Below are 22,149 nucleotides of genomic sequence, written 5' to 3'. Positions count from 1 at the left end.
ACCTCCTCCCCCCCCCCCCCCCCCCCCCCCCCCCCCCCCCCCCCCCCCCCCCCCCCCCCCGCTCCTACAAACCCCCAAAGCTGATGTAAAGTTTTTTCAACAACCTGACCGGAGCGCGACATGAGCAGCGATTCCCCGTCCTCCCTGGCGGCCCCCGCCGGCCACGCCGACCCGGCGCAGCAACCGCCAGCCTCGTTGGACGCGTTCTGGATGCCGTTCACCGCCAACGCCCAGTTCAAGGCGCACCCGCGCCTGCTGGCCTCGGCTTCGGGCATGCACTACCGCAGCGTGGACGGACGCCAGATCCTCGACGGCACCGCCGGCCTGTGGTGCTGCAACGCCGGTCACGCCCGCCCGCGCATCGTCGAAGCCGTGGCACGACAGGTAGCAACGCTCGACTTCGCCCCGACCTTCCAGATGGGCTCACCGCTGCCGTTCGTACTGGCAGAGCGACTCAAGGCGATCGCCCCGCCGGGCTTGGACCATATCTTCTTCACCAACTCCGGCTCCGAGGCAGTGGACAGCGCCATGAAGATGGCCCTCGCCTACCACCGCCTGCGCGGCGAGGGCCAACGCACCCGCTTCATCGGCCGCGAAAAGGCTTACCACGGCGTCGGTTTCGGCGGCATGTCGATCGGCGGCCTGCCGAACAACCGTAAATGGTTCGGCCCACTGCTGGCGGGCACCGATTACCTGCGCCACACCCTGGACATCGGCCGCAACGCGTTCTCGCGCGGCCTGCCCGCCCACGGCCTGGAACTGGCCGAGGATCTGGAACGACTGATCGCCCTGCACGACGCCTCCACCATCGCCGCCGTGTTTGTCGAACCGATCTCAGGCTCCGCCGGCGTAGTACTGCCGCCGGAAGGCTATCTACGACGCCTGCGCGAAATCTGCGACCGCCACGGCATCCTGCTGGTATTCGACGAAGTCATCACCGGCTTCGGCCGCGTCGGCAAGGCGTTCGCTGCGCAACGCTTCGGCGTAACCCCGGACCTGATGACGACCGCCAAAGGCCTGACCAACGGCACCGTGCCGATGGGCGCCGTATTTGTCGCCAGCAAGGTGCACGAAGCCTTCACCCACGGCCCCGACAACGTCATCGACTTCTTCCACGGCTACACCTACTCCGGCCACCCACTCGCCTGCGCCGCCGCCCTCGCCACGCTGGACACCTATGCCGAGGAAGGACTGTTCGAAAAAGCAATCGAACTGGGCGACCACTTCGAACAGGCGATCCATGCACTGAAGGACGCACCGAACGTAATCGACATCCGCAACTTCGGTCTGGTCGGCGCGATCGAACTGGCGCCACGCGAAGGCGCACCCGGCGCGTGCGGCTACGAGGTATTCGAACGCTGCTTCCACGAAGGCAACCTGCTGGTGCGTGCGACCGGCGATGTGATTGCGCTGTCGCCGCCGTTGATCGTGGAGGAAGGACAGATCACGGAGATGTTCGAGATTCTTGCGCGGGTGTTGCGACAGGTTGGATGAGGCATCCGATGACGCTGTATTTCCTTGCAATTGGAGTCTCCTCGCCCACCATGAGTGCGGAACGTCCACCGAACCGTTACACCCACGAATTCGCAGGCGTAATACATATGCCCTCACACATACGGCCTAGCGCGGAGATATTCGAGAAGGCAAGACTCATGAAAAACCCCTCAAGCCATTAATCCGGAAAGGCATACAGCCCATTCCCAACTCCAGTCTGACAACCTATAATCGGCGCAACGCCGCTTTTAGCGATCCAATAGTAATTAGGCCTCAATGAAAGCACCGCCAGAAATTGAGCTACTTTTCGGCGTCTTTCTCATCGCCAATGCAGGCGTCACAATCTGGGCTGCAATCTTCCGTCCCAACCTTTTAGAGCACTGGCTATTACGCCCACGATGGTTCGGCGGCAGTGGCCCACGAGCCAGCAGAGTTGGTGCTACATTCGGATCTCTGGTTTGGCTTGGCATTGGGGTCTGGATCATATGGCTTGCAGTCGGTCGACCGAATTGAGACCTAACAATTCATTCAAGCCGACGTTGCTATCGCAACACGATTTAACTCCGGCATTCGACCCCCATGTCAAAAACTGCGCGCAAACTCATCCTATCGCTGGCGGTTTTTTCTTCGTCCATCCCCTTGCTCTGGCTTAGCGGATGGTTTGGGTTGGGCATCCCAATCGGACTCGTCCTGTCCATCCTTTACTGGTTCGACTTGGCAGGAGAGTTCCGCAACTCCGATTCATCCAACCGCGTGCTACGTATGGTCGGCCTGCTCATGGGCATACCGCAGGCCCTGTTTGGATTGCTATGCGTCGGCGTTGGCTTAGCCATTGTCGGCTGGGTCCTTTACAACACCTTCGTGGATCGGCAGCCTGAGTACACCGGAGGCTTCCTTTCTCTTGGTATAGGCCCCTCTCTCATTCTGTTTGGGGTTGGCTGGGTAGCTACCGCTTTTCACCGCAAATCGGCCGAATCGGATAGCACCTAACAATTTATTGAAGCCGAAGCCGCTTCTTGGCTCGATATTATTCTATGAATAGGCAACATAATATGGCATTCCGTTTCCAATGTAGCTCCTGCGGTGGGATGCACGAGGGCATACCCACTTTCGGCGCCGACATGCCCGCAATTGCCCAGTGGATTCCCGAATCGGATCGTGCAAGCCGAGTGGACTTGGGTAGTGACGATTGCGTTGTTGATGGAGAGCGTTTCCTTGTACGTGGCTGCCTTGAAATTGCCGTTGATGACGAATCAGATCCTTTTGTTTGGGGTGTTTGGGTAGATATTAGCCATGCAAATTTTGACAAGTGGATCGAGGCCTATAACCTGCAAGAGCGATCCCATATCGGCCCTTTCCCGGGCTACCTCGGGACTGCCCTTCCTTGCTATCCAGAGACGTTCAATCACCATGTCGTAATGCATCTGCGTGATAAAGGTATCCGACCCTACATCGAGTTTTCGCGCTCGGATCACCCTCTGTACATTGAGCAACGTAATGGCATCACGCATGAGCGTTTGGCAGAGATATATCAAGAGGTTATGCATGGAACTCCTCACCATGACGCCTAACAAGTAATTCAGCCAGAACCCACTTCATGGCCCGGATTGATTCAGGCTTTAGCCACCATCGGGGACTTATGACAGCTCGACAAAGCTACGAAATTTCCTGCTTGCAGTTACAGCCAGATTACCTGGAAGCTGGCGAGATCCCGCCCATTCCGGATCATCTTCCGCAGTACGATGATGAAGAGCCGCTGGGTGTCAACTTCTTTCGGATGGCGATGGATGGAGATGACTTCAGTAACCTGACGCTGCCACGCACGTTCTTTGGCCGTTCGGAGATCAACAACGTCTCGTTCCAGAATACCGATCTATCGGAATCCAATCTCTGCTGGAACGATTTTATTGGCGTGGATTTTTCATCAGCTCTACTCGCGCGCAGCGACCTTCGGGCATCGTATTTCTCCAAAACGTCATTTCAGGCTGCCGACCTAAGTGGGGCGGACCTTCGCCAGTCCTCCTTCGATCAATGCATTTTTGCGGATGCACGCATGAGCGGCACCGTTCTTACCGTCGCGCAAGGATCGACGCTGCCACTGTCGGATCAGCAACGGGCGGAAATCGCATGGGCAGATGCCGACGGACCTGAGCCGGACGGCGGTTAACCGCTCATCCAAGCTGAAGCCACCTCGCGACACAGCGGGGTTCACGTATTGGCCGCCCCGTTTCGTGGAGGAAGCTGTTATTCAGGCGGCCATTGCGGAAGTGAAGAGAAAGAAGGCGCTTCCTCAGCTGAACGCGCTCAGGCTGGAGAACTTCACTGAAGGACCATGCGCCCAGATCCTTCATGTCGGGCCATTCAGTGAAGAAGGCCCGACCATCAAGCGAGTTCATGATTTCATCGATGCGCGCTCCGCCCTTGCGGGAAAGCACCACGAAATTTATCTGAGCGATACGCGTCGCGCCGCTCCAAACAAATGGAAAACCATCATCCGTCAACCTATGAAATGATGGCTTGCGGCTCGTTCATGACAACGCCATTCCATGGCACAACCTGATTAAAGCCTCGGGCATTTCGACCCGATTCAAGGAGGTTCCACATGCTTCAAAATCTCATCCCGAAGATCTTCTACGATCACCTGCAAGATGGCCTGGACTTCTTTGTAGATGGCCTTGGTTTCAGCGTCCTCTACCAGGATTCTGACATGGCGGTCATTGGACGTGATGGAGCGAAGGCCTACATCGTCCAGAGTCCCGAGTTCGCTGCAAAGGATCGCCCTGAGCTGGGGATCGACACGGATAACGTCGACGAACTATTCGCTGAGATGTCTGCACGCGCACCGCATCTGCTGCATCCAAACTCCAGCGCTGTCTCACTCAGGCCTTGGGGCTCCCGAGAGTTCGCGATGCTCGACAAGACTGACGTCTGCGTGATTTTTCGCGAGTGGCAAGCTTAGGGCGATCGAACCCGGGCACGCATCTGCCGGCTTGACCGAGATCCCTGGAACCCCAGGACTGCCGCCGCTGGGCTGATACCGACGATAGTCGCTACTCGTCCGCCGGCGCTCTACAATGCGCGCCCGCTTTTTCGCAGTACTCCATGGACATCGTCGTAAACGAAGAACTCAAGGCCTACATCGATCCGCTCACCCCCGATGAACACGAGGCGCTGGAACGCAGCCTGCTCGCGGAGGGTTGCCGCGACGCGCTGGTGTTGTGGGGCGACGTCCTCGTCGACGGCCACAACCGCTTCGGCATCTGCCGCAAGCACGATATCCCGTTCAATACGGTGCAGAACCCGCGCTTCCAGTCGATGGAAGATGTGCACCTGTGGATGATCGAGCAGCATCTGGGCCGACGCAGCGTGTCGGACTTCCAGCGTGGCGTGCTGGCGCTGCGCAAGCGCGAGATCCTGGCCAAGCGTCAGCGTGAGGTGCGCGAGGCCGAGCTGGCTGCCGTGCGCGCCACGCAGCAGGTGCAGGCCGATGTGGAAGTGCAGGCGACCGAACCAGCTCCGGCCGATGACCTGCCGCCGTGGGATGACGCTCCGCCGGTGAGCCGCGCCGAACTCGCCCGCGAGGCGCGCCTGAGCAACAGCCAGGTGGTGATGATCGAGCGCATCCATACGCAGGCTGCGCCCGAGGTGATCGAGGCGGTGAAGTCCGGCGATATCTCGATCAGCGCTGCTGCTGCGGTCGCCACGCTGTCCGAGGACGAGCAGCGTGCCGCTGCAATGGCTGGCAAGGCCGAACTGAAGCAGGCCGCCAAGCGGGTGCGCGATTCGAAGCGCCGACCGAAGGCAGAAGGCGAAGGTGCGGAGGGCGAGGAGGCGCCGATGGATGCCAAGGCATTGCGGCGTCGCGTTGACGAGCTGGAGCGCGAGAACGAGCGTTTGCGCGGGCAGGTCGTCACGTTGCAGGAGCAGTTGCAGCGCTTGCGTGGCGGCTGATTGCTTTTGCTCGTCGTCCCCGCGCAGGCGGGGACCCAGCGCCTGCGATTTTGTCGCCGCGACGGCGGGTTCCGCTTGTCGAATCCCGGTGGATCAGATCGGTCGCGACCTGCTCGAAAGTCCCTGGATCCCCGCTTTCGCGGGGATGACGATTTGAAAGATCATCGTGAAAGCCCCCTCGCCTGCGCGGGGATGACGATCTGAGAGATCTTCGGGAAAGCCCTCGCCTGTGTGGGTATGACGACCGGAAAGCCCCTCACCTGCACCGGCAAGACGATTTGAGGGATTCCCGGGAAGTCCGCGCCTTCGATAACGGGGCATGACTTGACCATCGGCTCTGCGTGGCGGCCCTCTCGCCGACCGAAGGCTTCCCCAATCGCAACCGGCCGCATCCACAAGGTTATGTAACCTAGGCCCATGGATGCCCGCACTACCTCCGCCACCGATCCGCGCCGTCGCCAGTTGCGACGGATGAAGGCCCTGGCCCTGCTGTTGCTGCTGGCGATGCTGGGCGGCTTCCTGCTCAGCCATGTGATGGGCCAGCAAGGTGCCTGGGCCTGGGTCGCTGCGTTCTGCGAGGCCGCCGCAGTCGGCGCGCTGGCCGACTGGTTCGCGGTGGTCGCGCTGTTCCGGCGGCCGCTCGGCCTGCCGATCCCGCATACCGCGATCCTGCCGCGCGGCCGCGATCGACTTGCCGATGGGCTGGCGGTGTTCGTGCGCGACCACTTCCTCGCGCCTGACACGCTGCTGCAGAAGTTGCAGGTGTTCGATCCCGCGCGTCGGCTCGGCCAATGGCTTGCTCAGCCGGCGCAATCGCGGATGCTGGCGCAGATGGCGCGTGGCTGGATGCAGCAGGCGTTGAATCTGCTCGATGAAGCCGCGGTGCGCCAGGCGATCCAGCGCTTCGTGGTCGAGCGCCTCAAGCAATGGAACGCCGCCGCCACTGCCGGCGAGGTGTTGTCACTGTTGACCACCGATGATCGTCATCAGCATCTGTTCGACGAGGCACTGGAGAAGCTCGGGCAATGGCTGGACGAGGAGAAGGTCAAGGCCTGGGCTTCGGACCTGATCGTGCGTTACGCCCGCCGCGAGTGGCCCAAGCTGGTCGGTACGGTGAACTGGGTGACGCCGGTCGATGAAATCGGCGACAAGCTGGCCGATCGGCTGGCGCGCGCCGCGATCGAGGAATTGCAAAGCATCCTGTCCACGCCAACGCATCCGTTGCGGCAGGACTATGAGACCTGGCTGCGCGGCTACATCGAGCGGCTGCGCGAGGATCCGGCGATGGCCGAGCGCGTCGAGCAGCTCAAGCAGCGCGCGATCGAGCACCCTGCCCTGCAGGATTATGTGCAGGCGCTGTGGGCGCAGATCCATCAGGCGCTGCGCCACGACCTGACTGGTGAGGACTCGGCGATCGCCGCGCACCTGGAGCGCTCGTTGCACGGGCTGGGGCGCTCACTTGAGGAAGACCCGGCGCTGCGTGAAGCCCTCAACCAGCACATGCTCGATGCGGCCGGCCGGCTTACCGAGCGGCTGCGCGCCTCGGTGACCGAGCACATCGCCGGCACGATGAAGGGCTGGGACGAGCGCCATCTGGTCGATCTGCTGGAGCTGAGCGTCGGCCGCGATCTGCAGTACATCCGTTTCAACGGCACGCTGGTGGGTGGACTGGTCGGTGTGGGGTTGCATGCCGTGTCGGTTTGGCTGGGCTGATGTCTCATTCCCGGGCGTTCTAAACGCGGATGCCCATGACTTCCGCCCCCTTCACCGAAGCCGCGCTTTTTGTGGGAGCGACTTCAGTCGCGACAGGCCTTACCGATAAGGCCCGTCGCGACTGAAGTCGCTCCCACAAATGCCGTTCCCACACGCGGGACGGTCGCCGTGGGACATCCTAGGCGCGCCCTCAGCGCTTTGCGCGCATCTCCCGCGCACCAGAAAGGAGCTTCCTGACGGGCACCGCCTTGCCCCCGCCCCTCAACGGGCGAATAATGTCGGTGCTGCGCCGCACAAGCCCGTGCGACGCGGGCTGGCAGCCGGCCACGCCGGCTTCCGCGACCCACCCTCGCGATGCCCGCCAGCCTGGAACCGAGACCGGAAAGTTGTCCAGCGAGTCCACGCCTGCAGCCGCTACACCGCGCTATCCCGATTACCGCCTGATTTCGCTGATCCTGGCCTGCGCCATCTTCATGGAGCAGCTCGACGCCACGGTATTGGCGACCGCGCTGCCGACGCTGGCACGCGATTTCAATGTCGCCGCACCGGCGATGAGCATCGCGCTGACCAGCTACCTGCTGGCGCTGGCGATCGGCATCCCGGCCAGCGGCGCGATCGCCGACCGTTTTGGGCTGCGCCGGGTCTACTGCGCCTCGATCTGGATGTTCATCGGCGGCTCGATCCTGTGCTCGCTGGCGACCAATCTGCCGACCATGGTGATCGCGCGCTTCGTGCAGGGCGCGGGCGGCGCGATGATGGCCCCGCTCGGGCGGCTGATCCTGCTGCGCAGCGTCGAGCGCCGCCATCTGATCTCGGCGATGGCGTGGACGCTGGTGCCGGCGTTCGTCGGCCCGATGCTCGGCCCGCCGCTCGGCGGCCTGTTCGTGACCTACCTCGACTGGCGCTGGATCTTCTACATCAACGTGCCGATCGGCATCGCCGGGTTCTTCCTGGTGCGGCGCTTCATTCCCGAGATCCCGACCGAATCGGCGCCGGTCCGGTTCGACTTCGCCGGCTTCGCGCTGTGCGGCATCGCGCTGGGCTGCGGGCTGTTCGGACTGGAGATGGTCAGCCAGCGCGATGGTCTGATCCATGCCGTGCTACTGGTCGCGACCGGAGCTGCCGCTGCGATCGGCTACCTGTGGCACGCGCGCCGCCATCCCGCGCCCCTGCTGGACCTGTCGCTGCTGAAGATCGATTCGTTCCGGCTGTCCGTGATCGGCGGCTCGCTCATGCGCGTCACCCAGGGCGCACATCCGTTCCTGCTGCCGCTGCTGTTCCAGATCGGCTTCGGCTATACCGCGGCGCAGAGTGGCCAGTTGGTGATGGCGACCGCGCTCGGCGCGATCGTGATGCGCGTGCTGACCCCACGCCTGCTGCGCCGCTATGGCTATCGCAATGCGCTGATCGGCAATGGCGTGTTCGCCAGCCTCGGCTATCTGGTGTGCGTGTTCTTCCAGCCGGGCTGGTCGCCCGTGTTGATGTTCGGGCTGCTGTCATGCTGCGGCGCGTTCATGTCGTTCCAGTTCGCCGCGTACAACACCATCGCCTACGAACACGTGCCCAGCGCACGCATGAGCGCGGCGAGCAGCCTGTACAGCACCTTGCAGCAGTTGATGCTGTCGGTCGGCGTGTGTGCCGGCGCGCTGTTCTTGAACGCCTCGATGACCGTGGCCGGCCATGCCGAGCCGCAGTTGCACGACTTCTCGATCGCGTTCCTGGCGATCACGGTGATTTCCTTCAGCTCGCTGCGCTGGCACGTCAAGTTCGCGCCGGATGCCGGTCAGGAGATGAGCGGGCATCGCGCCGCGGGAACCCTGCCGCCGGCACCGTAACCCATCGTAGAGCCGAGCTTGCTCGGCTGGGCCTTCCGCGCAGAAAAACACTGTAGGAGCGGCTTTAGCCGCGATGGGCTTTCTCGGTAAAGCCTCTCGCGGCTGAAGCCGCTCCTACGAAGTGCAGTTACGCGCGGGTCAACCGCCAGGCACGGTGGATGCGGGCGTTGCGCTCGAAGTCCGGGTCGATGGTCTTCGCGCTGATCTCCTCGCACTGCGCGAACTCGGCGATCGCGTTCTCTTCCAGCTTGAAGCGCCGGAAGTTGTTGGAGAAATACAGCACCCCGCCCTGCGTCAGGCGTGCGACCGCCGCACGCAGCAACCGCACCTGCTCGCGTTGCAGATCGAAGTCGTCGGCGCGTGCGGAGTTCGAGAACGTCGGCGGATCACAGAAGATCACGTCGTACTGGCTGCGCTCGGCTTCCAGCCAAGACAGCGCATCGGCCTGTACCAGCGTGTGCTTCGCGCCCCCGAGCCCGTTGAGCGCGAGGTTGTCGGCGCACCATTGCAGATAGGTGCCGGACAGATCGACCGTGGTGGTGGACGCCGCACCCGCTACCGCCGCCTCCACGCTGGCCACGCCGGTGTAACCAAACAGGTTGAGGAAGCGCCGGCCCTTGGCCTGCGCCGCCATCATGCCGCGCAGAGGGCGATGGTCGAGGAACAGGCCGGTGTCGAGATAGTCGAACACGTTCACTTGCAGCAGCGCGCCGTGTTCGCGCACGTGGAAGCTCTCGCCACGCTGGTCGAAGCGGCCGTATTTACTGCCACCCTTGCCGCGAGCGCGCGACTTGGTCGCCACCTGCTCCTTCGGCACCTGGAACACCTCGCGCGCCGCGGCGAGCAGATCGCCGAAGCGACGGCGCACGTCGGCCTCGGGGATCGTCGCCGGCGCGGCGTATTCCTGCACATGCAGGAACAACCGGCGCTCGCCATCGGCCTCCTGGTAGACGTCGATGGCGGCTGAATATTCGGGCAGATCCGCGTCATAGGCGCGGTAGCACTCCACGCCGTCGCGCGCCCGCCACTTCTTCAGCTTCTGCAGGTTCTTGCGCAGGCGATTGGCAACCATCTGCGCGCCGTCGCTGAGCTCGCGCGGCTCGATCGTCTCACGACGCGGTATCGCGATCGGATCGCAGATGATCAACGTGCACTCCAGCGCACCGTTGAACAGCTGGTACTTCTTGCCGGCACGCAGGCCGGTGGCGAACGCCAGATCGGCGTTGCCACACAGCAGGCAGGCGCGCCACGCCGGTACTGCGCGTTGCAACGCGCTGCCCATCTGCCGGTACAGCGCCGCGTCGGCGGCCAGACGCTCGTCATAGGGCGGATTGCACACCACCACGCCGCTCGCTTCCGGCGGCACCGGCAACTGTGCGATATCGGCCACGGCGAAACTGATCGCCTGCTCGACGCCCGCGCTGCGGGCATTGGCGCGCGCGGCATCGACCGCACGCGGATCCAGATCACTGCCATGCACCGCCTGCCGCAAGCTCGCCAGCCCGGCGCCAGCACGTGCCTGCGCCTCGGCGACCAGCTCCTTCCAGGTGGCGACATCGAAACCGCGCCAGCGCGTCGGCGTCAGCACCGGCCGCTCGGCCGGCGAAGCGCCGGCCAACGACCACGGATCGGCATAGCGCTGCAGGCCCGGGGCGACGTCCGCCGCCATCAGCGCGCCTTCGATCAGCAGCGTGCCGCTGCCACACATCGGGTCGAGCAGGCCACCACCGTTTGCGTACAGCTGCGGCCAGCCGGCGCGCAGCAGCACGGCGGCGGCGAGGTTTTCCTTCAATGGCGCCTCGTGCGGTGCCATGCGCCAGCCGCGCCGGTGCAGCGGGCCGCCGCCGAGGTCGATCGACAGCGTCGCCCGGCCCTTGCGCAGTGACAGGTTCAGGCGCAGGTCGGGCTGATCCACATCCACCGACGGCCGTGCCTGGCCCTGGTCGCGCAACGTATCGACCACCGCGTCCTTGACCCGCTGCGCAGCGAAGCGCGCGTGGGTGATCGCGGTGCCGGAGACATGCGCGTCCACCGCCAGCGTGTGCCCGGTGGCCAGATGCTCCTGCCACGGCAACGCAGCGACACCGGCGTACAGTGCGCCCTCGTCGGGGCAGTCGAACTCGTCAATCGGCCACAGGACACGACTGACCAGCCGCGACCACAACACCGCCCGCTGCGCATCGCGCAGTTCACCTTCGACGTTGACGCCGGCAATGGTGGCGGTGGCCTTGGCGACCCCGAGCGCGAGCAGCTCGTCAGCCAGCAGGTATTCCAGGCCTTTGGCGCAGGAAGCGAAGAATTTCACGTGGGCAGCATCGTCGACAGGAGGCGGCTGTGCCGTGACGGCGCCGCGCAGGATAGAAAGGAGCAGCGACGGGCGGTAAGCCCTGTCGCATCCAGGGGCGCAGATGGTGGGCCATCGGGGCCGGCATTGCCAGTGCGCCGGCAGCCCGGATTCAGCCCGATACGCCGAACGCAGGGTGGTACTCGACCTCGCCCATCGGCGGCAGACGGTCGCCAAAAGCAATCGCCTGGAAGTACTCAGGCGGCACACCCTGCAGGATCAGGCCGGGCTCTGCCGCAAAGCCGAAACGTCCATAGAACGCCGGCTCGCCCAGCACCACGCAGCCGCTCGCGCCCTGTTCGCGCAGCTGATCGAGCGCCGCCTGCACCAGCCGCGAGCCGATGCCGTTGCGCTGGTGACCCGGACCGACCGAGACCGGCCCCAGCCCATACCAACCTTTCGCGCCATCGGAAATCGTCACCGGCGAAACGGCGGTGTGACCGACCACGTAGCCATCATGTTCGGCGACCAATGACACTGTCAGCGCACCATCGGCACGCAGCGCAGCGATGATGTCCTGCTCGGTATGGCTGGTGTACTCGGCGTGCATGAAGGCGACCAGGGTCACGGCCTCGATCGCCGCTGCGTCCCCAGGGCGCTCGGCACGCAGTCGGATGTCCATTTTCTCGTTCATAACGACTCCAATAGTTCGGCGAAGGCCTGCGCCGAGGTTTCGACATGCGCCGCCAACCGGTGGCTGTCATCCACCAGCAGCAGCCGTGCCGAGCGCGCCTGCGCCCAGGCGATCACCTCGGCTGCAGGAATCAGTTCGTCGTGCCAGGCATGCACCACCGAGGTCGGCACGCGCGCGCCATCCAGCGGCGGCAACGGCCCCATCCTGGTCGGCGGCACCATCAGGAACAGCCCGCGCGTGGGCACCTGCAGCGACACCTGTGCGGAGATGTAGGAACCGAGGCTGGAACCGGCCAGCACCACCGGCCCGTTCGTGGCCGCTGCCTGCGCCAGCTCGAGCAGCCGCTGCAACCGCCCTGGCACGTCGCCAACCGGGCTGATCTCGCGGCGCGCGTCGAGATCGGTGTAATCAGGGCGCTCGTGGCTCCAGCCCAGGCGTTCGGCGACCTCGGCCAGCGCAGTCACCTTGATCGCATCCGGCCCACTCTCGAACCCGTGCGAAAGAATGCAGTGACCTCGACTCACAATGCCTCCACCGTATCGCCGACACGCAATGTGCCGCTGTTGATGATGCGTGCGCACAGTCCACCGTGGCCGCGCATCGCGTTGTAGCCGCCGGCGCCGAGCGCCTGTTCCATGCGCGAACATGGATCGCACGGCTCGATGCCTTCCAGCTCGACCTCGCCGATGCGGAAGCGGCGGCCCTGCAGGGCGACCAGCGGGATTCCGGCCACCACCAGGTTGCGGCGCAGCAGCGCCGGCAGCACCTCGGCATGTCCGGACAGCGCCGCGATCACCGGCAGGTGCTCGGCCTGGATCAGCGTGACGCCGCGCGCGCCGCTGGCACTCTTGTAGCGATCGCCCTCCAGACCGCCCTCGGCGGTGGCCTGCACCGCATCAAGTGGCCGCATCGGCAGATCGCGCGCGGGACGTACGCCAATCCATTCGACACGGCCGCTGCGCGGCAGCGTCGCCATCAGTTTGGCGAGAGGGCTTTCAGGATCGAGTGGCATGCGCGAATGCTAGCATCCGCGCATGTCGCAAGCCCTCCCGCAGCCGCCCCTGATCCATCCCGCGCCCCTGCCCTACGAGCGCAACCTCGATCAGCGCCCGCTTTCGGATATCACCCTGGTGGTGATCCACTGCACCGAGCTGCCGGACCTGGCGATGGCACGCGAGTACGGCGAACGCGCGCTCTACGACAACGGCACCGGCAACAGCGGGCACTACTACATCGACCGCGACGGACGCATCGAGCAATACGTTGCGCTGGACCGCATCGCCCATCACGTGCGCGGGCAGAACACGCATTCGATCGGGATCGAGCTGGTCAACAGCGGCCGCTATCCACACTGGCTGGACTCGCGTCATCAGTCGATGGAGGAGCCTTATTCCGAAGCGCAGATCGAGGCGCTGCTCGTATTGTTGGCGTGGTTGCCGCAGGTGTTGCCATCGCTGGGCGACATCGCCGGACACGAGGATCTGGACACCACCGAAGAACCAGCCAGCGACGATCGGTCCCTGCGCGTACCGCGCAAGCGTGATCCGGGACCGCTGTTTCCGTGGGAACGGGTCGCTGCGGTGACCGCGCTACGGCGCGTCAGGTAGAGCCGAGCTCGCTCGGCTGGGAACGTCCCGGGGAAAGCCCCAGCCTAGCGAGCTCGGCGCTACGAGGCGATGGCCGCCTCAATGCATCGCCAAAAAGGTTTTCTCGCCAGCATTCACGGTCAGATCCAGGCGGTTCTGCGGCGGTGCGACCGGGCACACCACGTGCGAGGTCAACGCGCATGGCGGGTTCTCGGCACGGTTGAAATCCAGCACGACACGGCCATCGCGTGGCGGATCGACAAACAGGTAGCGCGCACCGCCGTAGGTTTCCTTGCCGCTGGTGCGATCGGCGAACAGGAAGAACAACTGCTTCTCGCCTTCTATCGTCACCGGCATCAGGCGGTATTCGTGACCATCGCGACGGAACACGGCCTCGCCCGGGATCGTCGCGCTGAGCGGTGTACCGATCGACGTCAGCAAGGTGAGCGTTCGCGGCTGTTGATAGGCGCGCCACTCGGCCTTGATCCGCCAGCTCTCATCGACCGGAAAATGGTCGATGTCCGGCATGTGCTTCAGCGCCGGCGCCTGCGAATCGCGAAAACGCCAGCCGGTCACCGGCCCGGTACGCACCAGATAGAACTGGCCATCGCCCACCTCCAGCCGGTCACCGGGCCGCTCGACGGCTTCGGGCCGCAACTCGATCTCGTTGACTACACGGATGTCGCGCAGGCGTACATCAGCCTTCGGATCAGGTTTGAAGCGCGGCACCTGGTCCTGCTCGAACCGCAACAGACCCAGGCGTGCGGGACCGGAGGACAACACCAGATCGTTGTCGGCGGCCGCGCCGACCCGGTACTCACCCGGCCGCAGCCGGCCCGAGCCGGTATAGCTGAGCCAACCGTCTGGCGCGCGCAGCCGCTCCAGGCGCTCGCTGCGCCAGCGCTCCAGCTCGCTCTCGTAGCGATCGGTCGCGATCGCCGCCGCATGCGTCTGCGGCGTGGTGTCAGCCGCAACCGATGTCGCACCCCGCGAACACGCAGCCAACGCCACCGTTGCCAGGACAGCCCATACCCCAACCCGCATGAAGTGCACCCACCCCTGAGTAAACCGTGCGCTCCGCGCAGCAAGCCCGGTGATGACCACGGGCGCCGATCCAAGAGGTCATTGTGCCTGCAAGATCAGGCATCCGTCATGTCAAGACCGGACGCGCCGGGTCACTGATCCAGCCACTCCACGAGCCAGCATAGACACGCGCACCTTGCAGGCCGGCGGTCTCCATCGCCAGCAACAGGTGGCAGGCGGTGACCCCGGAGCCGCACATCAACACCATGTCCTGCGGGGCACGTCCGCCCAGCACCGCTTCCAGCTCGGTGCGCAGACGATCGGCCGGCTTGAAGCGGCCCTCGGCCAGATTGGCCGCAAACGGCCGGTTGACCGCGCCGGGTACGTGACCGGCGACGGGATCGATCGGCTCGACCACACCCGCGAAGCGCTCCGGCGCGCGTGCATCGAGCAGCCAGCCGACCGGCTTGTCCAGACGGGCCAACACCTCGTCGGCCTGGGCGATCGCCGCCAGGTCAGGCTCGGCCGGATAGGCGCCGACATCCTCGATCACGGGCGCCTGGTCGGATTCCGGCAGACCGGCGGCACGCCAGGCGGCCAGACCACCATCGAGCACCGCCACCGCGCGATGCCCGAGCACGCGCAGCAACCACCACAGGCGCGCGGCGGCCATGCTGCCGTCGCCAGCGTCGTAGACCACCACCTGCACGCCGGGGCGGATGCCCCACAGCCCGAGCTTGACCGCGAACAACGCCCATTGCGGCAACGGATGGCGGCCCTCGCCCGAGCGGCCGAGGTCGGACAGGTCCTTGTTCAGATCCGCATAGCGGCTGCCGGGGATATGCGAACGGAAGTATTCCTCGCGGCCCCAGTCGGGAGCATTCAGCGCGAAACGCGCATCGACGATGCGCAGGTCCGCGTGCCCGAGCGCGCCGGTCAGGGTCGGGGCGTCGATCAAGGTGTCCCAAATCGGAAAACTCATGCGGTCTGTTCCAGTCGGCGTCGCAGGTTGAGAAGGATGGCAGCAGTGGCGCCCCAGATACGCTGTCCGGGCCAGACATATTCGAGCACGCGGCGCGGACGGCCCCGGAACTCGATCTCGACGCTGCGCAGGTTGTCCGGCTCCATCAAGTAGGCCAGCGGCACTTCGAACACCTCGGCCACCTCGTCCGGCTGCGGCACCGGCACGAATGCCGGATCGATCACCGCCACCACCGGCGTCACCCGGAAGCCGCTGATGGTGACGAACGGATCGAGGTAGCCCAGCGCCTGCACCTGTGTCGGTCCGAGCGCGATTTCCTCGCAGCTCTCGCGCAATGCAGCGGCCGCAGGATCGCGATCGGCCGGTTCGACCCGGCCGCCGGGGAAGCTCACCTGTCCACCGTGATGGCGCAGGCCATCGTTGCGGCGGGTCAGCAGCACCCGCGTGCCGTCTTCGCGTGGAACCAGCCCAGCCAGCACCGCCGCTTCGGCCGAAGCCTCACCGCCGATCAGGTCCACCAGTTCGTCATGGTTCCAGCCCGGACCGACCGGTGCGGCATCCAGCGGATACAGCGCGCGCAACAGGTGCCCACGCTCGGCCAGGCGCAGATCCAGGCGTGGCAATGCGCCGCGCCCGGGCAGGATCGATTCCAGATAATGGCGGCGTTCGGTGTCGCTCATGCTTTTCCAGCGGGCAATCTCGTCGATGTTGCGCAGGCACCCTTGGCACCAGCCGGCCGCATCCAGCGTGCATACGCCGATACACGGTGTGGCAATGCCATCGGCGGAGACGCGCATCGGAACGGACACCTTTTCAGCCTAACGTGAATCGCCGCCGCGAGCGCGCACCCTGTGATGTTCGCGCCCTGCGCCTTCGAATTCCACACATGGAAGTGCGGGCTCCCGCGAGGGACTCACAAAAGAACCTTGCGAAAACAACTACGCCGGCCACATGGGCCGGCGTAGTTGTTGTTTTGCAAAGCCCGATTACTTGACGCTGACGAGCTTGATCTCGAACTGCACAGCCACGTTCGGCGGGAACGGGGTGCGCGGGTCGGCACCGTAGGCCTTGTCCGGCGGCAGGGTCACTTCCCACTTCGAACCAGCCGGCATCTGCAGCAGGGTGTCACGCATCGCCTGCATCTCGACTTCGCTGACCTTGATCGACGGGATCTGCTGGGCCGGACGCGCCTGCTCCGGGTGCTGGCCGTACGGGAACGGGCCGGCCACTTCCAACTGCACGGTGCTGGCCTGGGTCGGCTTGGCACCGGTGCCGTTCTCCAGGACCTTGTAGGCCACGCCGCTCGGCAGCGTCTTCACGCCCGCCTGCGACTTGTACTGGGTCATGAACTGGTCGCTCTTGGTCTTGTTATCGGCAGCGGCCTTCTCGTACTCGGCCTTGGCCTGCTGGGCACGAGCCTGCTCACGCTTCTGGAATGCCTCGACCGCCGGCTTGAGCTGGTCGGCGCTGACCGCCGGCTGCTTCTTCGCGTAGGCGTCCTGCAGGCCCTTGACGACCGCGTTGATGTCGAGCTGCTCGCCACGACCGGTCAGCTCAGCGAGGTTGTTGCCGTAGTCATAACCAAAGTAATAGCTGAGCTTGCCCTTCTCGGACGTGGTGTCCTGGGCCAGTGCATTGCCCGTCAGGGCCAGGGCCGCCACGGCGACCGCGATAGAACGCAACTTCATCAAACAATTCTCCAGGGTGGTGGCACAGGACGGGGCTGCCGCCTGAGATGGACGCGTTAGGATAGCCGCCGCTATGGCGGACCGCCACTGACGATCCTGGGCTATGACCGGCGCGGGTTTCGTAAGTTCCGCACTCACGACTTTTTTACTTCAGGGAGGGTTTTACGATGTCAACCGCCGTGATTCTGGTCGAGGACCGACAAGCCACGCGCATCATCACCGTGAACCGCCCGGACAAGCTGAATGCCCTGAACCGGCAGACCCTGGAGGCGCTGGACCAGGCCTTCGCCGAGGCCGCCGCCGCGACCGGGGTCCGCGTGGTAGTGCTGACCGGTGCCGGCCCGAAAGCCTTTGTCGCCGGGGCTGACATCGCCGAAATGGCCGATCTGCCGGCGATTCAGGGCCGCGATTTCGCCCTGGTCGGCCAGCAACTGATGCGCCGGATCGAGCGGATGCCCAAGCCGGTGATCGCCGCCGTCAATGGCTTTGCGCTCGGCGGCGGGCTGGAGCTGGCGATGGCCTGCCACCTGCGCGTGGCCGCCGACAGCGCCCGGATCGGCCAGCCGGAGATCAATCTGGGGCTGATCCCCGGCTTCGGCGGCACCCAGCGGTTGTTGCGCCTGACCGGTCGCGCTGCCGCGCTGGAGCTGTGCCTGCTCGGCGAGCCGATCGACGCGGCGCGCGCGCTGCAGCTGGGATTGGTGAACCGGGTGGTACCGGCCGATCAACTGCAGGATCAGGTGATGCAACTGGCCGACAAACTGGCCAATGCCGCACCGATCGCGCTGCGCGGCATCCTCGACGCGGTGGTGATCGGCGGCGAGTGCGCGATGGAAGAGGGGCTGCAGTTCGAAACCGCACAGTTCGCGCTGATGTTCGCCACCGAGGACATGCGCGAAGGCACCCGTGCGTTCCTGGAGCGCCGCAAGCCACAATTCGCCAACCGCTGACCCCACCCCACTTGCCTGATACCGATGCACCGGAAGCCCGACGCCACCGGAGCGGTTCCCCCGCTGCCCCTGCAACTGCTGCACTGCCTGCTCGCCGACGATGTCGACCGGGCGATCGCGCTCGGGCTGATGGACTACGTGCCCTCGCCCGCTGACGCGTCGCTGGATCCGGATCACCCGGACCTCCCACAACGATTGCTGCAGGCGCAGGCACGATTGCGCGACGCCTGGGCGGCGCGTGATCGCTATCGCGCACGCAACGCCCGCCTGGCTCGCCGCGCCGCCGAACGCGAGGCCCGGCGGGCGCCGCCACCGCAGCCCGAGAAGCCGTCCGCCCCCTCGCTGCCGCCGCTGGCCGCGGCGATCCTGGCACGCGCCAAGGCCAAGGCCGCTGCAAAGGGACAGCCGTGAGCACGAAAAAAGACCCCCCGCACAAGGATGTGCCGCGCCCTGGTGAGGGACTCACGAAAAGACCCACTACGCGCCGCAGCAGCGTGATGACCAAGGCCGAGATCGAGGAAATGTTCTCGCGCCTGCGCGAACTCAACCCACATCCGACCACCGAACTCGACTACAGCTCGCCGTTCGAGCTGCTGATCGCGGTGATCCTGTCGGCGCAGGCCACCGATGTCGGCGTCAACAAGGCCACGCGCAAGCTGTATCCGGTGGCGAACACGCCGCAGGCGATCCTCGATCTGGGCGAGGAAGGCCTCAAGCGTTACATCGCCACGATCGGCCTGTTCAATGCCAAGGCCAAGAACGTGATCGCCACCTGTCGCATCCTGGTCGAGCAGCACGGCGGGGAAGTCCCGCGCGAGCGCGCCGCGCTGGAGGCGCTGCCGGGCGTCGGCCGCAAGACCGCCAATGTGGTGCTCAATACTGCCTTCGGTGAACCGACGCTGGCGGTGGATACGCACATCTTCCGTGTCGCCAACCGCACCGGGCTGGCACCGGGCAAGGACGTGCGCGCGGTCGAGGATGCGCTGCTCAAGCGCGTGCCGGCCGAGTTCCTGCAGGACGCGCATCACTGGCTGATCCTGCATGGCCGCTACGTGTGCAAGGCGCGCAAGCCGGATTGCCCGCAGTGCGTGATCCGCGATCTGTGCAGGTTCAAGGAAAAGACGGCTTGATGATGCTCTTGTAGGAGCGGCTCTCAATCGCACAAACGACAACGGCGGGCCGAAGCCCGCCGTCGTGCGATCAATCGTTACGTCAGGCGATCAGAACTGCACGTCGCCCCACACGCCGAACTCGCTGGTCTTCAGCTCGGCGGCGGTATCAGCCACGGTGTGCTTGTACACCGTCGCCAGCTTGATGCCCTTGGTGATCGGGAACTCGACGCCCAGGTGGTAGTAGCTGTTCTGGTAGTCCGGGTTCACCAGCTTGCTGGTATCGACCTTGTCGTAGCGGCCGAACGCGTTGATGCCGCCTTCGGTCAGCGCCGCGCTCGCCCACAGCGACCAGCCCTGTGCCTTGTCGTCGGCAACGTTGGTCACCGCCCAGTTCTTGGCCTGGAACCACTCGCCACCGAAACGGAACTTCGACGAGGCGTAAGCAGCCATCGCATCGATGCGCTCGGCGGTGTGCGGCGGATCGACCAGCTCGGTCTCAAGACCACGCTTGCCGGTGTAGCCGCCCACGGCGATCACGGTGTTCTGGGTCGGGGCGTAGCCTACGCGCGCCTCGAAATCCATACCCTTGCTGCGGCTCGGGTTGCGATAGCCACGGCCGTTGCTGACCGATGCGGCGTAGTTGAAGCCGTTGCTCTCGCCGCCGGCGTGGAAGCCCCAGTCAGCCGAGGTGCCATACGACAGGCGATCGGTGACGGTGTTCTGCACATAGCGGTAGCCGTAGTACTTCTCGACGAACGGAATCCACGGCGTATCGGCGGCACCGGCACGCACGAACAGCGCATCGCTCCACTTGGCCTGCACATAAGCCTTCTTGATGAAGACCTCGACGCTGTTGGCCTGGTTGGCGCCCGCACCCGAACCGAACGAGAGGTACTGGGCATCGGTGGTCAGGTTGGCCGACCAGATGTCGTTGAAGGTGTGGTCGAAGGTCAGGTAGAAGCGGGTGACGTCGAAGCCGGTACCGGTGTTGGCGGTCTTGGTGCCGTTGTTCTTCTGGTCGATGCTGCTGGCGTCGAAGAAGATGCGGCCACCGACCTTGGTGTCGTTGACCAGCTTGGCGAGCTTGTCGACCTTGGTGCTGGTCGTCTGCGCGTCTTCAACTGCCTTGGCCTGTACTACGTTCACTTCGGACTGCGCGTCGGACTGGGTCTGCAGCGACTCGCTCTGTGCCTTCAGTTCCTGCACCTGAGCCTGCAGTGCTGCGATCTGGGATTGCAGCTGCTCAAGTTGGGCAGCGGTCACCGCGGGGGCCGTCGCCTTGGCAGTTGCCTTGGCAGCGAAGGCGTCGGTAGACACCAGGCCGAGGCTGGCGATGATCGCCGTGGCGAGCAAATGGGAACGCATCTGGGATTTCTCCATGGGTGGGTTGGCTTCAGGGGGCGCTCGCGCCGACATGTGCAATGGCGGTCAAGCGTTTTGTAAAGATTCCGTCAAACACATGACGGTTTTGAGTCATAGCCATGACCAACCCAAGACAGCGCGCACATTTGTCACTGTCATCAAAACGTCACTCTTTTGTAGCGAGAGATTCATCCGCGCCACTTGCAATAGCCACTGCTGCCGGCCGTCGTGTCGGCCACCACCCCAGGAGCTATCCCGCAATGCATTCCCTCAAGAACCGCGTACTGGTTGGCGTCATTGCCGCCTCGTTCGCCTTCGTGTCGCAGGCCGCCGACATTACCGGCGCCGGCGCTTCCTTCATCTACCCGGTGATGTCCAAGTGGTCGGCCGACTACGCGACCGCAACGGGCAACAAGGTCAACTACCAGTCGATCGGCTCGGGCGGCGGCATTGCGCAGATCAAGGCTGGCACCGTCGATTTCGGTTCTTCCGATGCACCGCTCAAGCCGGAAGACCTGGCCGCCTCCGGCCTGGCGCAGTTCCCGTCGGTGATCGGCGGCGTGGTGCCGGTTGCCAACGTGCCGGGCCTGCAGCCGGGCGCGCTGAAGCTGGATGGCCCGACCCTGGCCAACATCTTCCTGGGCAAGATCACCAAGTGGAATGACCCGGCGATCGCCGCGCTCAACGCCGGCCTGGCCCTGCCGGACATCAAGATCACCGTCGTGCACCGCTCGGATGGTTCGGGCACCAGCTTCAACTACACCAACTACCTGTCCAAGGTCAGCCCGGACTGGAAGAGCAAGGTCGGCGAAGGCACCACGGTGCAGTGGCCGGTCGGCATCGGCGGCAAGGGCAACGAAGGCGTGGCCGCTTACGTCAAGCAGATCCGTGGCGGCGTCGGCTATGTCGAACTGGCCTACGCGCTGCAGAACAAGCTCGCCTATGCACAGATGAAGAACGCCGCCGGCCGCTTCGTGCAGCCGAGCGATGAGAGCTTCGCCGCTGCTGCTTCGAGCGCCGAGTGGACCACCGCCAAGGACTTCTACTTGGTCATCACCAACGCCCCGGGCGCCAACTCCTGGCCGATCACCGCCACCAACTTCATCCTGGTGCGCAAGAAGTCGGCCCCGGCCAAGCTGAAGAACACCACCGACTTCTTCCGCTGGGTCTATGCCAACGGCGACGCCCAGGCCAAGCAGCTCGACTACGTGCCGCTGCCGGATGAGCTGGTCAAGCAGATCGAAGCCTACTGGACCAAGACCGTCCAGAAGTAAGTCCAGGCGGGACGGCGGGGCACCCTCTCCCTCCCCATCGCCCCACCCCGACGCGGGCCCAAGTGGCCCGCGTCTTTTTTTTGCGGGTCCTTCACAAGAGCACGGCACATCCTTGTGGCGGTGTTGTGTTTTCTGTGGGAGGGACTTCAGTCCCGACAAGCCTTACCGGTAAAGCCTGTCGGGACTGAAGCCCCTCCCACA

At 64.7% G+C, this 22,149-nt stretch carries 22 protein-coding genes and 2 pseudogenes; 15 read left to right on the top strand and 9 right to left on the bottom strand.

What is annotated here, in order from left to right; translation table 11 throughout:
• The first annotated feature begins 120 nt into the window (after nucleotides 1-120).
• From aptA to AC3WJE_RS10295, 10 genes and pseudogenes are all read left to right on the top strand, one after another.
• The gene (gene aptA / locus AC3WJE_RS10340) at nucleotides 121-1,494 is read left to right on the top strand and encodes an omega-aminotransferase AptA (RefSeq protein WP_493730705.1); all 1,374 of its coding nucleotides are present in this window, start codon (nucleotides 121-123) and stop codon (nucleotides 1,492-1,494) included.
• Between the two features lie 579 nt (nucleotides 1,495-2,073).
• Nucleotides 2,074-2,484, top strand: a complete 411-nt coding sequence (locus AC3WJE_RS10335; RefSeq protein WP_493730704.1) for a hypothetical protein — start codon at nucleotides 2,074-2,076, stop codon at nucleotides 2,482-2,484.
• A 44-nt stretch (nucleotides 2,485-2,528) separates the two neighbouring features.
• Nucleotides 2,529-3,065 (top strand): DUF2199 domain-containing protein, encoded by a 537-nt coding sequence (locus tag AC3WJE_RS10330; RefSeq protein ID WP_493730703.1) that lies wholly within the window; start codon nucleotides 2,529-2,531, stop codon nucleotides 3,063-3,065.
• A 26-nt stretch (nucleotides 3,066-3,091) separates the two neighbouring features.
• Nucleotides 3,092-3,373, top strand: a pseudogene (locus AC3WJE_RS10325) (hypothetical protein); the annotation flags it as partial.
• A 33-nt stretch (nucleotides 3,374-3,406) separates the two neighbouring features.
• Nucleotides 3,407-3,571, top strand: a pseudogene (locus tag AC3WJE_RS10320) (pentapeptide repeat-containing protein); the annotation flags it as partial.
• A gap of 58 nt (nucleotides 3,572-3,629) precedes the next feature.
• The gene (locus AC3WJE_RS10315) at nucleotides 3,630-4,007 is read left to right on the top strand and encodes a GyrI-like domain-containing protein (RefSeq protein ID WP_493730702.1); all 378 of its coding nucleotides are present in this window, start codon (nucleotides 3,630-3,632) and stop codon (nucleotides 4,005-4,007) included.
• An 89-nt stretch (nucleotides 4,008-4,096) separates the two neighbouring features.
• Nucleotides 4,097-4,453: a VOC family protein gene (locus AC3WJE_RS10310; protein WP_493730701.1), complete on the top strand. Its 357-nt coding sequence runs from the start codon at nucleotides 4,097-4,099 to the stop codon at nucleotides 4,451-4,453.
• A 143-nt stretch (nucleotides 4,454-4,596) separates the two neighbouring features.
• A complete protein-coding gene (locus AC3WJE_RS10305) occupies nucleotides 4,597-5,445 on the top strand; it encodes a hypothetical protein (protein WP_493730700.1) in 849 nt (282 codons plus the stop codon).
• Nucleotides 5,446-5,862: 417 nt separating this feature from the next.
• On the top strand, nucleotides 5,863-7,158 hold the full coding sequence (locus AC3WJE_RS10300; protein ID WP_493730699.1) for a DUF445 domain-containing protein: 1,296 nt from the start codon (nucleotides 5,863-5,865) through the stop codon (nucleotides 7,156-7,158).
• Between the two features lie 386 nt (nucleotides 7,159-7,544).
• Complete coding sequence (locus AC3WJE_RS10295) at nucleotides 7,545-8,993, top strand: MDR family MFS transporter (RefSeq protein ID WP_493730698.1); 1,449 nt, start codon at nucleotides 7,545-7,547, stop codon at nucleotides 8,991-8,993.
• 127 nt (nucleotides 8,994-9,120) lie between these two features.
• Here the strand turns inward: AC3WJE_RS10295 and rlmKL are convergent, their stop codons facing one another.
• The 4 genes from rlmKL to AC3WJE_RS10275 form a co-directional block, all read right to left on the bottom strand.
• Complete coding sequence (gene rlmKL / locus AC3WJE_RS10290; RefSeq protein ID WP_493730697.1) at nucleotides 9,121-11,298, bottom strand: bifunctional 23S rRNA (guanine(2069)-N(7))-methyltransferase RlmK/23S rRNA (guanine(2445)-N(2))-methyltransferase RlmL; 2,178 nt, start codon at nucleotides 11,296-11,298, stop codon at nucleotides 9,121-9,123.
• 151 nt (nucleotides 11,299-11,449) lie between these two features.
• Nucleotides 11,450-11,959, bottom strand: a complete 510-nt coding sequence (locus AC3WJE_RS10285) for a GNAT family N-acetyltransferase (RefSeq protein ID WP_493730718.1) — start codon at nucleotides 11,957-11,959, stop codon at nucleotides 11,450-11,452.
• Between the two features lie 8 nt (nucleotides 11,960-11,967).
• Nucleotides 11,968-12,495 carry an alpha/beta hydrolase gene (locus AC3WJE_RS10280; RefSeq protein WP_493730696.1) on the bottom strand — a complete coding sequence of 176 codons (528 nt, stop codon included), beginning with the start codon at nucleotides 12,493-12,495 and terminating at the stop codon, nucleotides 11,968-11,970.
• A complete protein-coding gene (locus AC3WJE_RS10275) occupies nucleotides 12,492-12,983 on the bottom strand; it encodes an MOSC domain-containing protein (RefSeq protein ID WP_493730695.1) in 492 nt (163 codons plus the stop codon). The genes AC3WJE_RS10280 and AC3WJE_RS10275 overlap by 4 nt, the downstream gene beginning before the upstream one ends.
• A 22-nt stretch (nucleotides 12,984-13,005) precedes the next feature.
• Between AC3WJE_RS10275 and AC3WJE_RS10270 the strand changes: the two genes are divergently transcribed.
• Nucleotides 13,006-13,578 (top strand): N-acetylmuramoyl-L-alanine amidase, encoded by a 573-nt coding sequence (locus tag AC3WJE_RS10270; RefSeq protein WP_493730694.1) that lies wholly within the window; start codon nucleotides 13,006-13,008, stop codon nucleotides 13,576-13,578.
• 78 nt (nucleotides 13,579-13,656) lie between these two features.
• Here AC3WJE_RS10270 and AC3WJE_RS10265 read toward each other — a convergent pair whose 3' ends face one another.
• The 4 genes from AC3WJE_RS10265 to AC3WJE_RS10250 all read right to left on the bottom strand — a co-directional run bounded on the left by AC3WJE_RS10265 (nucleotide 13,657) and on the right by AC3WJE_RS10250 (nucleotide 17,250).
• Complete coding sequence (locus tag AC3WJE_RS10265) at nucleotides 13,657-14,601, bottom strand: DUF1684 domain-containing protein (protein WP_493730693.1); 945 nt, start codon at nucleotides 14,599-14,601, stop codon at nucleotides 13,657-13,659.
• Nucleotides 14,602-14,707: 106 nt separating this feature from the next.
• Nucleotides 14,708-15,562 carry a sulfurtransferase gene (locus AC3WJE_RS10260; RefSeq protein WP_493730692.1) on the bottom strand — a complete coding sequence of 285 codons (855 nt, stop codon included), beginning with the start codon at nucleotides 15,560-15,562 and terminating at the stop codon, nucleotides 14,708-14,710.
• Nucleotides 15,559-16,359, bottom strand: a complete 801-nt coding sequence (locus AC3WJE_RS10255) for a CoA pyrophosphatase (protein ID WP_493730691.1) — start codon at nucleotides 16,357-16,359, stop codon at nucleotides 15,559-15,561. Before AC3WJE_RS10255 ends, AC3WJE_RS10260 begins: the two co-directional genes overlap by 4 nt.
• 189 nt (nucleotides 16,360-16,548) lie before the next feature.
• On the bottom strand, nucleotides 16,549-17,250 hold the full coding sequence (locus tag AC3WJE_RS10250; protein ID WP_493730690.1) for an FKBP-type peptidyl-prolyl cis-trans isomerase: 702 nt from the start codon (nucleotides 17,248-17,250) through the stop codon (nucleotides 16,549-16,551).
• A 167-nt stretch (nucleotides 17,251-17,417) separates the two neighbouring features.
• On the opposite strand from AC3WJE_RS10250, the gene AC3WJE_RS10245 reads away from it, so the two are divergent.
• The 3 genes from AC3WJE_RS10245 to nth all read left to right on the top strand — a co-directional run bounded on the left by AC3WJE_RS10245 (nucleotide 17,418) and on the right by nth (nucleotide 19,330).
• Nucleotides 17,418-18,200, top strand: a complete 783-nt coding sequence (locus AC3WJE_RS10245; RefSeq protein WP_493730689.1) for an enoyl-CoA hydratase/isomerase family protein — start codon at nucleotides 17,418-17,420, stop codon at nucleotides 18,198-18,200.
• 24 nt (nucleotides 18,201-18,224) lie between these two features.
• Nucleotides 18,225-18,611 (top strand): hypothetical protein, encoded by a 387-nt coding sequence (locus AC3WJE_RS10240; protein WP_493730688.1) that lies wholly within the window; start codon nucleotides 18,225-18,227, stop codon nucleotides 18,609-18,611.
• An 86-nt stretch (nucleotides 18,612-18,697) separates the two neighbouring features.
• Entirely contained in the window at nucleotides 18,698-19,330 is a 633-nt protein-coding gene (gene nth / locus AC3WJE_RS10235; RefSeq protein ID WP_493730687.1) for an endonuclease III, read from the top strand.
• A gap of 90 nt (nucleotides 19,331-19,420) precedes the next feature.
• On the opposite strand, the gene AC3WJE_RS10230 is transcribed toward nth, so the two are convergent.
• Nucleotides 19,421-20,677: a hypothetical protein gene (locus AC3WJE_RS10230; RefSeq protein WP_493730686.1), complete on the bottom strand. Its 1,257-nt coding sequence runs from the start codon at nucleotides 20,675-20,677 to the stop codon at nucleotides 19,421-19,423.
• A 257-nt stretch (nucleotides 20,678-20,934) separates the two neighbouring features.
• Here AC3WJE_RS10230 and pstS point away from each other — a divergent pair, with 257 nt between their 5' ends.
• Nucleotides 20,935-21,948, top strand: coding sequence for a phosphate ABC transporter substrate-binding protein PstS (gene pstS, locus AC3WJE_RS10225; RefSeq protein ID WP_493730685.1), 1,014 nt, complete (start codon nucleotides 20,935-20,937; stop codon nucleotides 21,946-21,948).
• Nucleotides 21,949-22,149: the final 201 nt, after the last annotated feature.

This window comes from Pseudomonas sp. GW821-FHT07E12, assembly GCF_058986605.1.
This window is presented reverse-complemented; position numbering and strand designations above follow the sequence as displayed.

Coding starts and splice junctions, on each gene's coding strand:
- aptA (WP_493730705.1), top strand. CDS start 121: ATGAGCAGCGATTCCCCGTCCTCCCTGGCGGCCCCCGCCGGCCACGCC.
- AC3WJE_RS10335 (WP_493730704.1), top strand. CDS start 2,074: ATGTCAAAAACTGCGCGCAAACTCATCCTATCGCTGGCGGTTTTTTCT.
- AC3WJE_RS10330 (WP_493730703.1), top strand. CDS start 2,529: ATGAATAGGCAACATAATATGGCATTCCGTTTCCAATGTAGCTCCTGC.
- AC3WJE_RS10315 (WP_493730702.1), top strand. CDS start 3,630: ATGCCGACGGACCTGAGCCGGACGGCGGTTAACCGCTCATCCAAGCTG.
- AC3WJE_RS10310 (WP_493730701.1), top strand. CDS start 4,097: ATGCTTCAAAATCTCATCCCGAAGATCTTCTACGATCACCTGCAAGAT.
- AC3WJE_RS10305 (WP_493730700.1), top strand. CDS start 4,597: ATGGACATCGTCGTAAACGAAGAACTCAAGGCCTACATCGATCCGCTC.
- AC3WJE_RS10300 (WP_493730699.1), top strand. CDS start 5,863: ATGGATGCCCGCACTACCTCCGCCACCGATCCGCGCCGTCGCCAGTTG.
- AC3WJE_RS10285 (WP_493730718.1), bottom strand. CDS start 11,959: ATGGACATCCGACTGCGTGCCGAGCGCCCTGGGGACGCAGCGGCGATC.
- AC3WJE_RS10275 (WP_493730695.1), bottom strand. CDS start 12,983: ATGCCACTCGATCCTGAAAGCCCTCTCGCCAAACTGATGGCGACGCTG.
- AC3WJE_RS10270 (WP_493730694.1), top strand. CDS start 13,006: ATGTCGCAAGCCCTCCCGCAGCCGCCCCTGATCCATCCCGCGCCCCTG.
- AC3WJE_RS10265 (WP_493730693.1), bottom strand. CDS start 14,601: ATGCGGGTTGGGGTATGGGCTGTCCTGGCAACGGTGGCGTTGGCTGCG.
- AC3WJE_RS10260 (WP_493730692.1), bottom strand. CDS start 15,562: ATGAGTTTTCCGATTTGGGACACCTTGATCGACGCCCCGACCCTGACC.
- AC3WJE_RS10255 (WP_493730691.1), bottom strand. CDS start 16,359: ATGCGCGTCTCCGCCGATGGCATTGCCACACCGTGTATCGGCGTATGC.
- AC3WJE_RS10250 (WP_493730690.1), bottom strand. CDS start 17,250: ATGAAGTTGCGTTCTATCGCGGTCGCCGTGGCGGCCCTGGCCCTGACG.
- AC3WJE_RS10245 (WP_493730689.1), top strand. CDS start 17,418: ATGTCAACCGCCGTGATTCTGGTCGAGGACCGACAAGCCACGCGCATC.
- AC3WJE_RS10240 (WP_493730688.1), top strand. CDS start 18,225: ATGCACCGGAAGCCCGACGCCACCGGAGCGGTTCCCCCGCTGCCCCTG.
- nth (WP_493730687.1), top strand. CDS start 18,698: ATGACCAAGGCCGAGATCGAGGAAATGTTCTCGCGCCTGCGCGAACTC.
- AC3WJE_RS10230 (WP_493730686.1), bottom strand. CDS start 20,677: ATGCGTTCCCATTTGCTCGCCACGGCGATCATCGCCAGCCTCGGCCTG.
- pstS (WP_493730685.1), top strand. CDS start 20,935: ATGCATTCCCTCAAGAACCGCGTACTGGTTGGCGTCATTGCCGCCTCG.